This is a genomic window from Litorilituus sediminis, assembly GCF_004295665.1.
In the GTDB taxonomy this organism is placed as follows: domain Bacteria; phylum Pseudomonadota; class Gammaproteobacteria; order Enterobacterales; family Alteromonadaceae; genus Colwellia; species Colwellia sediminis.
This window is the reverse complement of the sequence record NZ_CP034759.1, coordinates 3,700,860-3,719,799: the sequence shown is the minus strand read 5'-3', so window position 1 is coordinate 3,719,799 and position 18,940 is coordinate 3,700,860. Positions and strand designations below refer to the sequence as shown.

13 protein-coding genes are annotated in these 18,940 nt (G+C 41.0%); 10 read left to right on the top strand and 3 right to left on the bottom strand.

Annotated elements, in window-relative coordinates; all coding sequences use genetic code 11:
• Positions 1–27 precede the first annotated feature (27 nt).
• From EMK97_RS16480 to EMK97_RS16470, 3 genes are read left to right on the top strand one after another with little or no spacing between them, the layout of a single operon-like run.
• Positions 28–2,235, top strand: a complete 2,208-nt coding sequence (locus EMK97_RS16480) for a TonB-dependent receptor plug domain-containing protein (RefSeq protein WP_170176793.1) — start codon at positions 28–30, stop codon at positions 2,233–2,235.
• Positions 2,236–2,248: 13 nt separating this feature from the next.
• Positions 2,249–3,067 (top strand): citrate synthase family protein, encoded by an 819-nt coding sequence (locus EMK97_RS16475; RefSeq protein WP_130603879.1) that lies wholly within the window; start codon positions 2,249–2,251, stop codon positions 3,065–3,067.
• Positions 3,051–3,896 (top strand): citrate synthase family protein, encoded by an 846-nt coding sequence (locus EMK97_RS16470; protein WP_130603878.1) that lies wholly within the window; start codon positions 3,051–3,053, stop codon positions 3,894–3,896. Before EMK97_RS16475 ends, EMK97_RS16470 begins: the two co-directional genes overlap by 17 nt.
• Here EMK97_RS16470 and EMK97_RS16465 read toward each other — a convergent pair.
• From EMK97_RS16465 to EMK97_RS16455, 3 genes are all read right to left on the bottom strand, one after another.
• A complete protein-coding gene (locus EMK97_RS16465; RefSeq protein WP_246028819.1) occupies positions 3,893–5,701 on the bottom strand; it encodes a thiamine pyrophosphate-binding protein in 1,809 nt (602 codons plus the stop codon). The genes EMK97_RS16470 and EMK97_RS16465 overlap by 4 nt on opposite strands.
• Positions 5,702–5,747: 46 nt before the next feature.
• A complete protein-coding gene (locus EMK97_RS16460) occupies positions 5,748–8,234 on the bottom strand; it encodes an EAL domain-containing protein (RefSeq protein WP_130603877.1) in 2,487 nt (828 codons plus the stop codon).
• Positions 8,235–8,452: 218 nt separating this feature from the next.
• Positions 8,453–10,048, bottom strand: coding sequence for an isocitrate lyase (locus EMK97_RS16455; RefSeq protein ID WP_130603876.1), 1,596 nt, complete (start codon positions 10,046–10,048; stop codon positions 8,453–8,455).
• A gap of 366 nt (positions 10,049–10,414) precedes the next feature.
• On the opposite strand from EMK97_RS16455, the gene EMK97_RS16450 reads away from it, so the two are divergent.
• From EMK97_RS16450 to EMK97_RS16420, 7 genes are all read left to right on the top strand, one after another.
• The gene (locus tag EMK97_RS16450; protein WP_130603875.1) at positions 10,415–11,368 is read left to right on the top strand and encodes a LysR family transcriptional regulator; all 954 of its coding nucleotides are present in this window, start codon (positions 10,415–10,417) and stop codon (positions 11,366–11,368) included.
• Between the two features lie 9 nt (positions 11,369–11,377).
• Positions 11,378–11,743: a CidA/LrgA family protein gene (locus EMK97_RS16445; RefSeq protein WP_130603874.1), complete on the top strand. Its 366-nt coding sequence runs from the start codon at positions 11,378–11,380 to the stop codon at positions 11,741–11,743.
• Positions 11,736–12,446 carry an LrgB family protein gene (locus EMK97_RS16440; protein WP_130603873.1) on the top strand — a complete coding sequence of 237 codons (711 nt, stop codon included), beginning with the start codon at positions 11,736–11,738 and terminating at the stop codon, positions 12,444–12,446. The genes EMK97_RS16445 and EMK97_RS16440 overlap by 8 nt, the downstream gene beginning before the upstream one ends.
• 305 nt (positions 12,447–12,751) lie before the next feature.
• Positions 12,752–14,923, top strand: a complete 2,172-nt coding sequence (locus tag EMK97_RS16435; RefSeq protein ID WP_130603872.1) for a malate synthase G — start codon at positions 12,752–12,754, stop codon at positions 14,921–14,923.
• 324 nt (positions 14,924–15,247) lie between these two features.
• On the top strand, positions 15,248–15,643 hold the full coding sequence (locus EMK97_RS16430; RefSeq protein WP_130603871.1) for a hypothetical protein: 396 nt from the start codon (positions 15,248–15,250) through the stop codon (positions 15,641–15,643).
• Between the two features lie 398 nt (positions 15,644–16,041).
• Positions 16,042–18,444 carry a penicillin acylase family protein gene (locus EMK97_RS16425; RefSeq protein WP_130603870.1) on the top strand — a complete coding sequence of 801 codons (2,403 nt, stop codon included), beginning with the start codon at positions 16,042–16,044 and terminating at the stop codon, positions 18,442–18,444.
• 11 nt (positions 18,445–18,455) lie between these two features.
• Positions 18,456–18,839: an MAPEG family protein gene (locus tag EMK97_RS16420; RefSeq protein WP_130603869.1), complete on the top strand. Its 384-nt coding sequence runs from the start codon at positions 18,456–18,458 to the stop codon at positions 18,837–18,839.
• The last annotated feature ends 101 nt before the right edge of the window (positions 18,840–18,940 follow it).

Here is an 18,940-nt window from a genome sequence, read left to right as displayed (position 1 = left end):
TAACAAATAAAACTGAGAGGTATGCTTATGTCGTTGTCGATAAACTATTTATCTTTATCAATTATCGCTGCACTCACCTTTTCTCACCCTCAAGCATTTGCTGATGATTATCAAGGTGAAGAATATTCAATTGAAGATATTGATGAGAGTTTAGAGGATTTTTACGGCGATGAAGAGTTTGTCAGTATTGCCACCGGTAATAAGGTGTTAATCAAAAAAGCCCCTTCGGTTGCCACGGTAATTACCGCAAAGCAGTTAACTCATATGGGAGCGACAACCGTTGCCGAAGCACTAGAAAATGTGCCTGGCTTGCACGTTTACCCTTCACCATTTAATCGCTTAAACAACTCCTTTTCAATTCGTGGCATACATACAGATCAAAATCCACAAATCTTATTTCTAATTAATGGCTTGCCTGTACGAGAAGAATATACTGGCGCACGCCCGCAAACCTTTAAAATGCCAATACACTCTGTAGAGCGTATTGAGGTTATTCGTGGTCCAGGCTCAGCAGTGTACGGCGCTGATGCCTACGCTGGTGTGATTAACGTGATAACCAAAGATACCACCTCATTAGAGCAAGCCAGTTTTGGTATAAATTATGGCAGTTTTGATAGCAGCAATGCTTGGTATCAAGACTCATTTAAAACTGAGCATATCAATTTTGGTCTAGCCATAGAAACATTGAAAAGTGATGGCGATGACCAGCGCATCATGACCAGAGATTTACAATCAATATTCGATGAAGCTATGGGAACAGCAGCTTCCAAAGCACCTGGCGCACTCAATACCAGTTACAATATTCTCGATGCCAGATTGTCTGCGGCAACAGAGCACATCAAAGCAAACTTTTGGTATTGGCACAATGACGATGCTGGCCAAGGTGCCGGCGCCGCTCAAGCTTTAGATCCTGTAGGCAAACAAAATACCAGCATCTATCAATTTGACTTAAGTTATGACTGGCAAAGCGCAAATTGGGACAATAGCCTACAATACAACTTCTACAAAATGAAAGATAAAGCTGAGTTTGCTGTATTACCTGCTGGCGCACTTGTCCCCTTGGGTAGTGATGGCAATATGAACTTAATCAACCCGGTTGGACTTGGTTATTTTGTTGACGGTTACTTAGGTAACCCGCAGCCAACAGAGGTATTAAACTCTATCGACTTTACTACATTGTCAGCTAATTTTTCGCAACACAGGATCAGAATTGGCTTTGGTGCCTCACAAAGAGAGCTAACCGCAAACGAGCAAAAAAACTTTGGTCCGGGTGTTATTGACATGAATGCACTGACAACGCAATTTTCATTGGGGCAACCTCTGGTCATCGACGGTACCTTAACTGATGTTAGCAATACCGAGTATATTTTTGTTAAAGATGTTAAACGAGTAAATGCCTATGTCAGTTTGCAAGATCAATGGAAGTTTGCCAATGACTGGGAATTTACTGCTGGTATCAGATACGACTACTATGATGATTTTGGCTCTACCGTTAACCCTAGATTAGCCCTAGTTTGGGAGATGAGCCAGAGCATTTCATCTAAATTACTCTATGGTAGAGCATTTAGAGCACCCGCTTTTGATACCTTGTACGCCATTAATAACCCAGTAGGCTTAGGTAACCCTAACTTAGAGCCTGAAACGATAGATACTATAGAGCTAAGCTTAAACCAGCACTTATCGCAAGATTTAAGCTGGTCTGCAAACCTTTATACCTATGAAAGTGAAAACTTAATCGAGTTTATTCCTGATGTTGGTACAACCACCACCACAGCTCAAAATGCTCGAGCCCAAAAGGGTTACGGCTTTGAAAGTGAATTAAGCTGGCGCAATATTACCGGTTTATGGAAAGTTAATTACTCTTGGCAACATTCAGAAGATAAAGATACCAAGCAAACCATCGCCATGGCACCGCAGCAATTGTTTAATGCTCTCTATGATACACAACTAACTGAAGCCATTAATTTTACCGCCAAGTTAAATTGGGTTGGTAAACGCGCGCGCGCGAAAACGGATCAACGAGAAAAACTTGATAACTATGCCACGGTTGATTTAGCTGTGCACTGGGCTTTAGATCAAGAACAATCTTGGACTGTTTCTTTTATAGGTAAAAATATTTTTGATGAATCAGCTTTCGAGCCAACTCATCCACTAGTACCACAAGCATTAGGGCCAATTTCTGACTACCCTATTCAAGGTCGTGGTTTATACATTCAAATTGCTAAAAATTTATAGTAGGAATTAATCCATGACGAGTAGAAAAGTTAAAATTGAAAGTCGAAACGAACAGTTTACCAGCAAAATAAAAAGCGAAATCACCCTCGAAGTACCAGCTGATGATAATGAATTTCTCAGCAAAGAAATGCGCACCCACGGTTATGATGTGCTTGAGTTAATGGAGCGATGTGATCACCTTGATAGTCTCTATTTAACCTTTACCGGTGAGCTCCCCAATAAAGCACAAAAAAAACTGCTCAATAGTTTAGCCATTTTCCTTATGAACCTTGGTCCTAGGCACGCTTCATCAAGAGCAGCAGCCAATGCTGGTATTGGCCGAACCGATGTAAATCACATTTTACCAATAGGCATAATGGCCATGGGGGGAGCATATGGCGGCTCCAAAGAAGTTGAAATGGCTATGCGCTTTATTAAAAAGCACTATGCTAACGATGCAGCAAATGTGGCAACACAGCAACTAGCGCAAGTAAAAGATCCATCTATTGGAGATTGGCTGGTTGCGCCTGGGTTTGGCACCGACTATCGCGGACAATCTCCCTTCTTACTTGCAGCCAAAAGCAAGCTGCTTGCCCTAGCACCACAGTCAGGTTATTTAGCTTGGTGCCAAGATTTCACCCAGGCCTTACCTGAAAAAGAGCACTGTGGTTGGCGCTTAGCTGGGCTAGTGGCGGGCACTTTATTAGATTTAAATATACCGCCAAGAGCAGGTGCTGGCTTGTTTCAGTTACTTGCCAGCCCAGGCGCACTGGCGCATGGCTTACAATTTGCCAATAAACCATTAACCGACATCCCTTTTTTAAAAGATGAAGACTATGAAATCACAAGCTAGTACCCAAGTATGGCAAGAAAATAGAGGAAAAATCCGCACCAATCGCGGCGGCTGGCGAATTGGCGAAGCAATATATAACTGTGGTTACTCCATGATGGACGATCTGGTCGGCCAGAAATCTTTTTTTCAAACCCTGATCCTCAATGTCACCGGAAAACTCCCCAGTGAGGCGATGGCAAAGTGGTTTGAAGCCAGCTTTATTTGCTTAAGTTGGCCTGATTCACGAATATGGTGTAACCAAAATGGCTCCCTTTTAGGGACAACTAATGGCTCTCCTACCGCAGCAATTGCCGCCGGTATACTTTCAGCTGATTCTCGCATGTATGGCCCCGGCTCAATCACAGGCGGTGCTGAATTTATCGTGCGCGCGTTAAAGTGGTTTAAGCAAGGTATGACTCCCTTAGAAATCATAAATAAAGAATTAGCATCAACACATACTAAGCCCGGAGCAAAGCCTGTCATCGTTGGCTATGCCAGACCAATAGCAACAGGTGATGAACGTGTTGAAGCGATGGAAAAGGTTACTCAAGAATTAGGCTTTAGTGAAGGAGAGCACTTACAACTAGCCTTTAAAATACACACCACCTTGGCTGAGCATTATCAAGAAAATATGAACTATGTTGGCTATGTAACCGCCTTTTTAGTCGATCAAGGCTATAGCGTGAAAGATATCCACCGCATTTATAGTACTTGGGTACATTCAGGGGTGCATGCTTGCTATGCTGAGGCAAATGATAATGTTGAAGGTAGCTTTTTACCGCTGGCCTGTGAGGATATTGACTATGTAGGAGCTCCAGCGAGAGAGCTCCCAAAAGATATTAATAGTTAACCCCCCGGTGTGGCTGATTCATTTTTGTCAGCCAAACCTTTCACTCTTTGCCCCATGGGCGGTACTTCATCACCATCAATCACCAAGTTAATCATGGTTGGTGCAGACTTATTACCTAAGCGCTGCCAGTCAATATCCATCAGTTCTTGTGGCGCTCTCACCGTAATGCCTTCTATACCCATAGCCTGTGCCATTTTGGCATAATCAATTTCTGGTAACTCAAAGCCAACCTCTTCTGCACCACCTAGCTTTTGACCATGTTTTACCATGCCTAAAACACTGTCATTTAACACCACATAAATAACAGGTAATTGGTGCTGCAAAGCAACGGTGATTTCCTGGCCTGACATTAAATAACTGCCATCACCTGTAATACACACCGACGGCGCTTTACTACCAAAGGTACTGCCGATAGCTGAGCCAATTGCCCAACCCATAGAGCCAAAGCCCATAGCAATATGATAATTACCTTCTGAGCTTTTTCGGTGAAAATAATGGGTAAACCAAGCCCATGCATTACCAGCATCTAAATGTACTCTAAAATGACTAGGAATCGCTTGGGAAAACTCTTTTACCACGCGCTGCGGCTTAAGCGGAATAGCATCCGATTTACAAGCCGCCGGATCATTTAAGGTAATTTGATAACCATGCACTGCTTCTTCAGATTTATTTTCTGCGAAGCGTTTTTGAATAACATCAACAGAGCCCCAAGAGCGCCCCCATTTAAGCCCTTGCCTGATGTTGTCATTAAGCTGTTTAAAAATAGACTTTAAATCACCACAAACATGATGCTGCGCCATAGGTGTACGTGAGAAGTGCTCTACTGTGGTATCTATATGCACTAAACGCTCATCAAGTAATTGCTGCTGCCAGCCCCCCGTGCCAAGCTCGGTAATTGGCGCGCCAACAGCAATCACTAAATCAATTTCTTTATCTTCTAGCGTTTCCTGCGCACTTTGGTGACCTGCAAAGCCATATACACCACGATAGCGCTTATGATAACCATCCACCCAACGCTTACCCGCAGGGCCTGTGACAATAGGCGCGTGAGTTAAATCAGAAAATTCGAGGATTTCTTCTATGGCAGGACCACAGCCTTTACCTAAGAATAAGGCAACGCGCCATGCGTTGGACATCATTTGCGTTAACTTTTCAACCGCAGCATTATCTGTCAAGGTCACATCTTTAATCAGTCGGCCAATATTGATTTCTGAATTGGCGCTGGTTTGTTGCCTTAAAATATCAGACGGAATACTAATATGGGCGGGGCCATTTGGCGTATGATTAGCCGCCATAAGGGCGGCAATTAACTTAGTATTGACTTGTTCACTATGAGAAATAAGGGTGCTATAACGCGTACATTTTCTAAAAATAGCAACCGTATCAATCGCGGTACATGAGGATTCTTGCAGAGCATTTTTACCAAATTTTGGCAATGGCGTTTGTGCAGTAATGACTAACATAGGCACATTATCAGCATAAGCTGAGGCAACCCCAGTTAAAAGGTTAGTTGAGCCTGGGCCTGTAGTGGCACAGCATACCCCCAACTTACCTGTCTCTCTAGCGTAACCTTCTGCCATAAAGGCAGCACCAGCCTCATGCCTAGCAACAACTATTTTCGGGCCACTACCTTGGCGCCTTGCTAGCGCATTGTACAGGGGTTCAATCGCGCCACCTGGTACGCCAAAAACATATTCCACCTCAAGTATATTTAAATACTCAATAATTAAATCCGCATTATCCCATTGCTTTGCTTGTGATAACTCAGTCGCATTTTCATCCATCGCTTGCTTTGGTAAGTTCATTTACGGCCTCACAGTGTGTGTTTTTATTTTTCTCTGTTATAAATTCCTATTCAAATAATGTATCGACCGCTTGCGGTTTACCTAAGTGATAACCTTGTGCGTAAGTCACGCCAATATCAGCTAATATATTTAGCACCTGTTCGTTTTCAACAAACTCTGCAACGGTTTTCTTATCTAAAGCATTGGCGACTTCATATATCGCTTTAACTAAAGCTAAATCAACAGAGTTATTAGCTAAATCGACAATAAAAGAGCCATCAATCTTTACTGATTGTGCTGGAAGTTGTTTAAGGTAAGTAAAGGTACTAAAACCTGTACCAAAATCATCGATTGAAAAAGCACAACCTAAATTACTAAGCTTCTCAATAATCACTTGTGTAGCTGAAATATTACTTAAACTGGCGCTTTCGGTTAATTCAAAAATGATTCTATTCGCATTCACCTGGTACTCAAGCAGTTTCTCTTCAATAAAAGGCAACAAACGTTCATCGCTAAAGCCTTGCGCTGACAGGTTAATAGCCACCTGGGTTAATTGCGGATAGTCCGCCAAGTAAGTGATCGCTTTACTAATCACTTGTCTGTCTAATAAGTTCATATCACCTTCCCTTTCAAGCGCAGGAATAAACTCACCAGGCATAATAATTTTGTCATCCAGCTCTAAGCGCACCAAAGCTTCATAATAAGCAATCTGCTTGCTGGCAATGTGATAAATAGGCTGAAAATGCAATATTAAGTTATCGTCAGCCACCGCTTGATGTATGGTACGTGCCCACTCCATACTCGCTTGTAACTCTTTACTTAATACGTCATTTTGATTGTAGATATGTGCCGTATTTCGTCCCATTTTTTTGGCGGCATACAGGGCAATGTCTGCTTGCTTCATATAATCTTGCGCAGAGAATTCACCGCCATTAATTTCAGCAATACCAATAGAGCAATTCACCTTAAATACTTGCTCTTCAATTTCACACTGATAGGCATCAAGTAACTGACAGATATTATTCGCAAGTAGTAATGCCGTTTGCATATCAGTATTGGGTAACAACAGGGCGAATTCATCACCGCCAATTCTAGCAATAAAATCTGACTCACGAATACGAGAACTAATTAACGATGAAATATTACGCAGCACCATATCACCATGGTGGTGACCTAAGGTGTCGTTAATCACTTTAAAGCGATCTAAGTCTAAATAAAATAATGCATGCGGACCATTACCACGCGCCGCAGTCGCAGTGAATTGCTTTAATTCATTTTCAAAGTAAACACGGTTATATAGCCCAGTTAAACCATCATGCATAGCCAGATATTCTAAATCTTTCTGCGCTTTCTTACGTGAAGTAACATTATCAATCGTGCCTGAAATATAGCGCTCACCTTGCTCAGAGGCGAGGTTAACATCAAATTTTGCTTCCATCCAAATTTCTTCGTTAAACTTATTTTTCAAGCGAAACTCAAAACTATGAGAGCTAGTTTGCCCAGAAAGTAAAACATTTATCTCATTTGAAAGGTAAGCACTTGGCGAACCGGGCTTTTCCATAAAATCAAGTAATGAACGTTGGTTCGACTCATCAATGGAATAGCCAGTAAACTTTTCCCAAGCTTTATTAAGAAAACAAATCTGCCCTTGACTATCTAACTCGATAATCACGCTACCTATTTGATCTAACAATTGTTGGTGCTGCTCAGATATTTTTCTATATTGCGCGCGACTTTTATTTAATGATTCAACTTTATTGGCAAACTGTAAATTACTAATAATAAAGTCTTCTCGTCTTGAAGCGCTTTCGCATACTCGGCGTAACTGCTCAGCTCTAAAAGGCTTAGTGACAAAATCAGCGGCACCATTTAGCATTAACTCTTCTGCAAGTTCCATGGTGTGATTTGCTGTCATGATCACCACAGATTGCGACGACTTTTCTTTCATCATCACATCAAGTACTTGATTACCCGACATGCCCGGCAACATCACATCTAATAACACTAATGAGTAATCTTTTTCACGCCATTTAGCTAAGCCTTGCTCACCATCAACAGCATGTTCAATATTAAAACGCGTGGAAAGAATGCGATAAACCAACTCGCGAGTATCTAAATTATCTTCAATTACCAGCAAGGAAGCCTTTTTCATATCCTCTAAAGGGGCTAAATCACCATCATTAACAATGCGAGGCAGTTTTTCACATTCTGAGAAAGCAATGAGTCGGTTAATACCAAATTCACGTGCTGTTGCGCTTGCTAGGTGTTCACACCAGGTATTGGCAACTAAAACAAAGGGAGTATCAGAAGGACATTTAAGCACGCCAGAGCGCACCATACGCGCTAAACGCCAGCCATCAAAGTTATCTAAATTGATATTACTAACAATAAAATCTATCGGTTGTTGTTTGAGAATTTCAATAGCTACTTTACTAGAGTCGGCAGGTACTATAGTTAGGTTTGTTTGCTCAACCAGTAACTTTCTTAATACCTCAAACCTTTCTGCATTGGTATTAAGCAACAACAACTGTTTACTTGGGTTAGACTGCGACATATTCCTTCAACACTATAATTTAATTCAAAAAAACAAATTTGAAACTAAATTCAACAATCACGACTATACCGCTAAAATATAAGCAAAGCTAACCAAATTTTTTCATTTGTTACAGAATTGAAAACAATAGTGAATATATCTCAAGGCAGAAACAAAAAAACTGCTAGTCATCCGATGTGTTCGAATGCTAGCAGCTTTTAAATCATCTCAATTGGGAACTATGAGAATTGGTTTGAGGTATTTTTCGCTCCACCGGCTTTAAGGGCGTTTTCACCAGCAAAGTACTCTTTATGGGCATCACCAATATCAGAGCCTGACATATTTTGGTGTTTAACACAGGCAATGCCTTGGCGAATTTCTTGACGTTGAACGCCTTTCACATAACCTAACATACCTGCTTCACCAAAGTATTCTTTCGCTAAGTTATCAACCGACAATGCTGTGGTGTGATACGTTGGCAAGGTAATTAAGTGATGGAATACATTCGCTTCGCGTGACGTATCCGCTTGGAAGGTACGTGTACGCTCATCTGCTTCTGCCGAAAGCTCAGAATCATCATACTTGGCATTCATCAAATCACTACGATCGTAAGCTGATACATCTTTACCTGCTTCAAGCCAAGCATCATATGCTTGCTGGCGGAAGTTTAATGTCCAGTTAAACGACGGTGAATTGTTATAAACTAATTTAGCATTTGGATGAACTTTGCGAACCTCGTCCATCATGCCTTTAATTTCATGAACCGTTGGAACCGCCGTTTCAATCCACAATAAATCAGCACCCGCATTTAGTGCACCAATACAGTCAAATACACAACGCTCATGACCTGTACCTTCACGGAATTGGTATAAACCAGACGGTAAACGCTTAGGACGAACCAGCTTACCATTGCGGTTTAAGCACACATCACCCTCTTTCATTTGTGATACATCAATTTCTTCTACATCTAAGTATGAGTTGTAAATATCACCTTCATCGCCTGGCTCTTTCACTACGGCTATTTCTTTAGTAAGACCAGCACCTTCTGAGTCAGTACGGGCAACGATAATACCGTTATCAATGCCTAGTTCTAAGAATGCGTGGCGTAATGCACGAATCTTGGCATGAAAATCTGCATGAGGAACCGTTACTTTACCATCTTGGTGACCACATTGTTTTTCATCTGCTACTTGGTTTTCGATTTGCAGTGCACAAGCACCCGCTTCAATCATTTGCTTAGCCATTAAGTAAGTCGCTTCAGCATTACCAAAACCAGCATCAATATCGGCAACAATTGGCACTACATGGGTTTCAAAGTTATCAATGGCATCTTGGATTTCTTTCGCTTTGGTTTGATCGTCAGCAGCAATCGCTTTATCTAACTCACTAAATAATAGCCCTAATTCACGCGCATCGGCTTGGCGCAAGAAGGTATATAACTCTTCAACAAGTGATGCTACCGCAGTTTTTTCATGCATAGATTGATCTGGCAATGGACCAAACTCACTACGAAGCGCTGCAACCATCCACCCTGAAAGGTAAAGATATCTACGCTTGGTAGTACCAAAGTGCTTCTTAATAGAAATCAATTTTTGCTGACCGACAAAACCATGCCAACAACCAAGAGATTGCGTGTACTTAGTATTATCAGCATCAAATGCTTCCATGTCAGCACGCATAATATCTGCTGTATATTGAGCGATATCTAAACCCGATTTGAATTGATTTTGCACTCGCATACGCGCAACAGACTCAGGATTAATCGCGTCCCAAGAGCTACCCGCTTTTTCTTTAATGGCTTTAACTGCTTCAATTGCACTTTGATAGTTAGACATATCTTTCTCCAAACATATAGTTATAGATTTAAGTTTTAATATTGGCTGACTTGCTCATTTACTTATTCAATATCGCTGTATCTGTTGAAGTTTTAAAAGTAAGCTTTCATACCGGACAACAAAATCATAATCCAGCCGACAAACATTTTTAAAATATATAATTACTATTGCCACCATTCACAAACTAAATATCACAATTCACAATCTTGTTAGCTAAGCAATACTTTGCCTGCAGAGCAATAAAGACAAAGTGGCGAAGTGACTAAAACACTTTATCTGTTATTGTTTTTTAAAAAGGCATTGCACTTAGGTAGAAATTCGCTTATATCTATTTCGATTATATTTTTTATATAGGCCATTAACGTTATGAATATTTCTAAAATAGATCTAAATCTACTCATTTACCTTGATGTGCTATTACGTGAAAAAAATGTCACCCGAGCCGCCAGCCAATTGAACATTACCCAGCCAGCAATGAGCAATGGTTTAAAAAGGCTACGTACGCTATTTAATGATCCTATTTTAGTGCGCACATCAGATGGTATGGTGCCGACAGAGCGTGCTCGAGCCTTAGCCCCCAGTATCAGAAAAATACTGCTTGAGTTAGAAGAAGCGCTACAAGGGGAAGAAGAATTTAATGAGCTAAACAGCCAACGAGTATTTCGCATTATGGCCAGTGATTATGCGGCCTCAACCTTGATCCCAACCCTGCTAAAACTACTCAATAAAGTCGCACCAAACATCACCATTGATATCATGACCCCAAGTGATGTTACCTTTCATGATGTTGAAGCAGGCAAAATTGATATGGCCATTAACCGCTTTGATGAGCTGCCACAATCATTTCATCAAAAAGCTATTTGGCGTGACTCCTTTTCCTGTTTACTGAGCGCCGATAATCCTGTGGTAAGTAAGTTTAATCTGAACTCATATTTGGCAAGCAAGCATGTTTGGGTTTCAAAAACCGGTTTTGGTGTCGGTGTTGGTATGGATCCGAAAGATGTACAAAAACTCGGTTGGGTAGATGAAGCCCTAGCAAGGTTAGGCAAAAAACGAGACATTAAAGTGTTTACGCGTAACTATCATGTTGCCATGCAACTTGCCCTTGAAGACAGCCTGATCGCGACATTACCGACAAGAGCCGCTGAGCTGCACAAAAATGATACCAACTTCACCATTGTCAAGCCACCGTTTGATATACCTGACATTGAGCTTAAAATGATTTGGAGTCCACTTTTACATCATGATGCAAGTCATATCTGGTTTAGGCAGCTGGTCATAGCAGCGGCCAAGAAAAGCCAAGAAAATCAACAAAGCTAAGGTATTACCATGAAAAATGCCCTATACACGCTTGTGATTATTATCATGTGTTTAGGGGTGGGCAAACTCATAAACCACTATATTGCCCTGCTGCCCGCTAGCTTATATGGCATGTTAATATACTGTCTATTATTGCAATTACGCCTTGTTAACTATGATACCGTCAGCAAGGCCAATCTTTGGTTAATCAAACATATGGGGGTATTTTTTGTCCCCGCAGGTGTTGGTATAGTGAATCACCTAGGCCTTATTCAGCAACATGGTCTTGCCATCATTGCCATTATCTTTATATCGACCTTTATTCTGCTTACCCTAGTTGGCGTACTGGCAGAAAAGCTACTAACAAGCACGAAAGAGCCAACTGCGCATGACTGAAGCTAACTTACTTATCTATGCGCTAATTTTTTGCATTATCACCATAGCTTTTTACGCTATATCCTCTCGGTTACAGCAAAGTTATCAATTAATTTGGCTTAACCCTATGCTAGTGACTATTTTGCTTATTGTGCCAATACTATTGCTCACTAACATTAGCTATGCTCAATATTATCAAGCCACTGAAGCTCTTTCCTTATTAACAGAACCCGCCATTGTTGCCCTTGGCTTCCCCCTTTATCAGCAGCTTAAACAGATAAAATACCAATGGCGACAGATTATTGCCTTGCTAGCACTGGGCGTCGTCATTGTACTTGCTGTGAGCTTTGCTTTGACCATGTTATGGATCCAGCAAGAAAAGCTCGCAATCGCCTTATCATTAAAGTCGGTAACAACCCCTATTGGCATTGCCCTAACCAAACAGTTTTCAGCCGACAGTTCAATTACCGCCTTTGCCATAATTATCGCTGGCCTTGCGGGTGGCCTACTTGGACAAAACTGGTTAAAACGCTTCGGCGTTCACTCCGCACAAGCTCAAGGTTTGGCGATTGGTGCAGCCAGTCATGTTATAGGCACAGCCGTGTTAGCCAAAGTAAGCCCTCAACATACCGCATATAGCTCAGTTGCTTTGATTTTTTCAGCATTGCTCACGGCTTTAGTAACACCGCTGCTGCTACCAATATTAATCGATTTTTATCAATAACCACCACCAAAGCACACATAGATTCACAGTATGAATAGCAGTTATCACCAACAACAATACAGTGAATACCAATTAAAACAATCAACTCGCAAGACAATATAAAACCATAAAAATCAACACACTAACAAAACACAAACAGAATAAAATCTAGATCACCTTCAATGCATAGCCATCAATGTCGCTATAAGTAGTATTGCCAGCAGTGATTATTCCCCCTAGGATTATCACTAAAATTTATTTTTGTAGTACAAGAGTGAAAGCTTTCATATCGCTTTCAAGACAAACTAGGCCTAAGGTGAGAAATTATGAACGAGAGAATTTCAGTAGAAAACTTGCAAGTTAGCCACTGCTTATACCAATTTATCGAGCAAGAAGCCTTAGCCAATTTATCGATTACCTCAGAGCAGTTTTGGCAGTCATTTTCCAAGATAATTCACGAGTTAAGTGATGAAAATAAAGCATTGCTAGCACATCGAGAGTCATTACAACAGCAAATTGATACTTGGCATTTGCAAAATCAGGGCGATAATTTTGACTTTGCAAAGTACAAGGCTTTTTTACAAGAAATAAACTATCTTGTTGATGAAGTAGCAGACTTTACCATTAATACTGAACACGTTGATGCGGAACTAGCCAGTATTGCAGGTCCTCAGCTGGTTGTGCCTATTATGAATGCTCGCTTTGCACTTAATGCTGTTAATGCACGCTGGGGTAGCTTATACGATGCTTTATATGGCACAGATGCTATCAGCGATGAGGGTGGTGCTGAAAAGTCAGGTCAATACAACCCGGTGCGCGGCGCTAAAGTCATTGCCTTTGCCAAACAATTTTTAGATGAAAGCATTCCACTTATTTCAGGTAGCCACAAAGACGTAACCGCGTATCATCTTAATGGCCAAGAGCTAGTAGTAAGCTTATCTAATGGCGAACAATCTAAGCTAAAAGAAGCCAGTGCCTTGGTTGGCTTTAACGGCAGTATCAGTGCGCCTAAGTCTATGGTGTTTAAACATAATGGCCTGCATTTAGAGCTAGTGTTTGACAGCTCAAGTGCAATTGGTCAAGCCGACCCTGCCGGATTAAGTGATATTTATTTAGAGTCAGCCTTAACAACCATTATGGACTGTGAAGACTCAGTTGCCGCAGTTGACGGTGAAGATAAAGTGATCGCTTATCGCAACTGGTTAGGCTTAATGCAAGGTAACTTAACCGCCAAATTAAATAAAAATGGTCAGCAAATTATCCGCGCTATGAATCAAGACAGAGAATATCAATCGCTTAGTGGTGAGTCTGTAACCCTAAAAGGCAGAAGCCTAATGTTTGTACGTAATGTTGGTCATTTAATGACAAACAACGCCATTTTAGATGCCAATAACAATGAAGTACCTGAAGGTATTATGGATGCCATGATCACATCCCTGATTGCCCTGCATGATATTGAAAATCAAGGTGATAAAACTAATTCCACGCAAGGATCTATTTATATCGTAAAACCTAAAATGCACGGCCCTGATGAAGTCGCCTTCGCAAACAAGCTGTTTTCTCGTGTAGAGCAAGCATTATCACTTTCGCCAAACACCATAAAAATGGGCATTATGGATGAAGAAAGACGCACCAGCGTTAACTTAAAAAACTGTATCCATGCCGCAAAAGATCGTGTTGTCTTTATTAATACTGGCTTTTTAGATAGAACTGGAGATGAAATTCATACCTCTATGTTAGCGGGGCCAATGGAGCGCAAAGCAGAAATTAAAAATACACCATGGATTTCAGCGTATGAAGATAATAATGTTGATCAAGGCTTGGCCTGTGGCTTTAGTCAAAAAGCGCAAATAGGTAAAGGTATGTGGCCTATTCCAGATCAAATGGCCAATATGATTAGCACTAAAATTGGTCATGTTAAAGCGGGTGCCAATACCGCATGGGTACCATCGCCCACCGCTGCAACATTACATGCCTTACATTATCACCAAGTAGACGTGTTTTCTTTGCAACAACAATTAAAAACTCGTGCAAAAGCTAGCTTAGATGACATACTGACTATTCCGTTAGCACAAAACACTAACTGGTCTGAAGCGGAAATAACCGAAGAGTTAGACAACAATGTCCAAGGTATATTGGGCTATGTTGTTCGCTGGATAGATCAAGGGGTTGGTTGTTCCAAAGTACCAGATATTAACAACGTAGGTTTAATGGAAGACAGAGCAACATTGCGTATTTCCAGCCAACATATCGCCAACTGGCTATATCATGGTATTTGTAGCAAAGCACAAGTTGAGCAAAGCTTAGCTAAAATGGCGGTAATTGTTGATAAGCAAAATAAAAATGATACCAATTACCAAGCGATGAGTGAAAATTTAGCAGAAAGTATCGCTTTTCAAGCGGCAAGTGCATTAATCTTTGCAGGCACTAAACAACCGAGTGGTTACACCGAGCCATTGTTGCACCAGTATCGATTGGCAAAAAAAGCACAACAATAAGCAGACAACCAATCAATAACAAATAAGATCAAATAGTTAGCATTTTATGTTAATTATTTGATCTTACATTTTGGAACTTTTTGAAATAATTTCACTCTTATCACGTTCATATTATATTAAGCCGAGTTGGTGATTAAATTAACAGCTCATCTCAAAAATAATGCAGCTTATCCCATCAGCATGGCTTAACCGGTAATTAAAATCTATAGTATCAAATGTAAAATAACTGTAACGATTTTTACCAAATGACATCGAAACTGACATCGATGCAAACACATAAATAGTTACAATTTTGTGCACTACGGCAGCTAAAGGAGATAAGCAATGAAATCAATAAAAGTATTTTTAGTCACTTGTATCGCAACATTTACTTTATGCGCTATCTTTATGCCTGTTTCTGCCAAACCTATGATGGAAACACCGCAAAATATCCAATTAGTCGGCGAGCTAAAACTAACTAGCCTTAGTGAGTTACAAAATGACTTACCAAGCACCATTATTCTAGGCTCAGCCATTCAATTACAAGACGATTTTAACGCTCAACCCGTCGTCATAAATGAGCACAAAAGTTTCTTTGAAGCCGCGCTATTATTTAACGACAAACTGCACCAGTTTTTAGCTTGGTTTAACTCTGAAGAAGTAGATGCCAATACAAACACAGAGCAAAATCCACTTGCACAAAAAATTGCCAAGAAAACCTGTAAGTCAAAACGCAGCTAATCAGCCACTTTTTATATGGATATTTGTTAAGGGTCTGTTGTTCTTTCGAGATTAAATTTTGTTCAAATTAAAAGCGATTTAGTCGCGGCGCAACGATTGAAGTATGGTTATTCCATATAAATGAGTTGCAACAAAGAATAAATCGCTTTTAAATGAACCCGTAGGGCAACGTTTGTTCGACATTTCTACCGCGTTATCACCTTTTTATGGGGATTAACCACACTACAAAGGCTCTGCCTTGTATAAATACCAAACAAACTGTTGCAAAAACAACCCTGAAAGATCAATAGACCCTAATGTAAATATGTCATATTTTTCTATGCACTAGGTGCACTCCTATTTCAATTAAGGTAATCTAATGAGCTAGCATTTTTGCGCTTGCTCAGGTTATGTCTTTAATGAAATATACAAAAAAAATAATTATTGGCTTGTTACTTATTAGCTCATTAGTAATAGCCACCGCTGCTACCTGGTTTTACAGTCGCGTTGATAGCGCCCTTCCCCTTTTAAATACAACTCGCACTGTCTATGGTCTATCAGATACCGCCATTATAGAGCGAGATGAGCTTGGCATTGCCACAATTAAAGCGCAAAACCGTATCGATATTGCTATAGCCACTGGTTTTGTTCATGCTCAAGAGCGCTTTTTTCAAATGGATTTATTGCGCAGAAACTCAGCAGGTGAACTATCAAGCTTATTTGGCGAACAAGCGGTTAATTATGATAAATCTATTCGCAGGCACCGCTTTAGAGATAAAGCGCGCGCTATTGTCGCGCAACTGCCACTGGCACAAGCAGAGCTACTTAAAGCCTACACACGCGGCGTTAATCAAGGACTAAAGTTTTTACGCGGCGTTCCTTTTGAATACTTACTGTTGCAGCAAGAGCCTGTTAATTGGAGTGAAGAAGACTCAATGTTAGCTATTTTTAGTATGTACATTGATTTGCAATATCATGATGGAAAACGCGAGCGCACTTTAGGACTCATGAAAGCCGTATTATCGGGGGATGTTTATGCCTTCTTAAACCCTAAAGGCAGCTTATGGGATGCCGCTATTGATGGTAGTCAGTATCAAGCCTCGCCTATGCCAAGCTCTCCTTGGCCTGCCGCATCAGCCAAAGTAGCTAACAACACATCAACCATGGCACAAAATAGATATCAAGTCAGTGAATTTCCCGGCTCAAATAACTGGGCGGTTAGTGGCAAATTAACACAAACAGGTAGTGCGATTGTTGCCAATGATATGCACTTAGGTATTCGCGTACCTAATACTTGGTATCGCGCTTCATTTGAATACCCTATCGATACTAAGACCATTAAAGTAACAGGTGCAACCTTACCCGGCACACCAACTATGGTAGTTGGCAGTAATGGCAATATTGCTTGGGGCTTTACCAACAGTTACGGTGATTACAGCGATATAATACAGCTTGAGCTCAGTAATGATGGCAAGCGCTATAAAACCCCGAATGGTTATAAAGCCTTTAGTTATGAAAAAGAAATTATTGCTGTAAAAGATCAACAAGCTGTTGAAATTGACGTACAAGAAACTATTTGGGGTCCTGTAATAGGTGAAGATCATCAGGGCAATTTACTTGCTTATCGCTGGGTTGCCCATGATAAAGAAGCCGTTAACTTAACTGGGGTTGAACTTGAGCTTGCCCAAACCGTAACACAAGCCTTTGACGTTGCCGCACGTTCGGGTATTCCTGCGCAAAATATGATGGTAGGTGACAAAGCTGGCAACATAGGTTGGACCATCATGGGGCCACTACCTAAAAAAGTAGGTGAAGTAGGCGATACCCCAAGTAATTGGGCAAATGGTGATAATGCTTGGCAAGGTTACTTAAGCCCAGAGGAATATCCGCGCGTTATCAACCCTAGCCACAACAGACTGTGGACAGCAAACTCACGCGTTGTCGGTGGTGATATGCTGACTAAAATAGGCAATGGTGGCTATGCTCTTGGTGCCCGCTCAAAACAAATTCGCGATAACCTAATGGCATTAGAAAGCGTAAATGAGCAAGCATTACTTGATATCGGCTTAGACGATAGAGGGCTATTTCTAAGTCGCTGGCAACAGTTTTTGCTTGATGAAGTCTTAACAGAACAGGCCATAGCAAATAAACCACTATTTATAGAAGCGAAAGAGATTTTAACTAAGGAAACCACTTTAGCAGCGACAACCGACTCAGTGGCTTATCGCTTAGTTAGAAACTTTCGTTTAAATGTTCGTGATAGCGTTTTTTCACAGCTTAATGACACCCTAACAAACCTTGATGACAGCTTTAACTTTCGCAGTATTCGTCATCAAATTGAAACGCCACTTTGGCAACTGGTCAGTCAGCAACCAACAAACTTTTTAATGCGCCCAGAAGCTAGCTGGCAAGCATTATTTGAAAAGGCATTAACGCAAACAATCGCAGATATGTTGATATCTCCTGATGAGGAAAAACAAAGCTTAGCCCAAGCCACTTGGGGTCAACTAAATACCACCAAAATTCAGCATCCGCTTAGTAGAGCTGTACCAATTTTAGGTTACTGGTTAGATATGCCCTCATCTGCACTTTCTGGCGATACTTATATGCCAAAAGTACAAGGTAAATCCTTTGGCGCTTCTGAGCGCATGGTCGTCTCCCCAGGGTTTGAAGAACACGGTATTTTCCATATGCCAACTAGTCAGGCCGGACATCCATGGAGCCCATACTATGGCAAAGGTCATCAAGATTGGGAGCAAGGCAAACCATCAGCATTCTTGCCTGGTAAAACGCGCTACACGCTAACATTAAATAACTACTAACAGGATAGATCATGACCACGCTAATTGTATGTTTATTTATTGCCGCTTTACTGCCCTACTTAGCAAAAGTACCTGTTGCCTACGCTATGCAAAAAGCTGGCGGCTATGACAACAATCACCCTAGAGCACAACAAAATGCTCTGACAGGTTTTGGCGCGCGTGCCCTTGCTGCCCATCAAAACGCCTTTGAGTCACTGATAATATTCGCGCCAGCAATACTTTTAGCCATTACGACCAACACCACAGGTGATACCATAGTTAATCTGGCGATTGTTCACGTTATCGCGCGCATTCTCTTTAATGTGCTGTATTTATATAACATCAGCACATTACGCTCTTTAGTGTGGAGTGTGGCAACCATCGCAAGTTTTAGCATCATCTATCTTTGCATTTAGCCAACCAGTTGCGCACTTGGTCATAGCAATAGCAAAATCATTCTAAAGAAGTAGTTGACACAATTTACGTAAGCTAGCTAGAGTAACCACTCGAAAAAGTA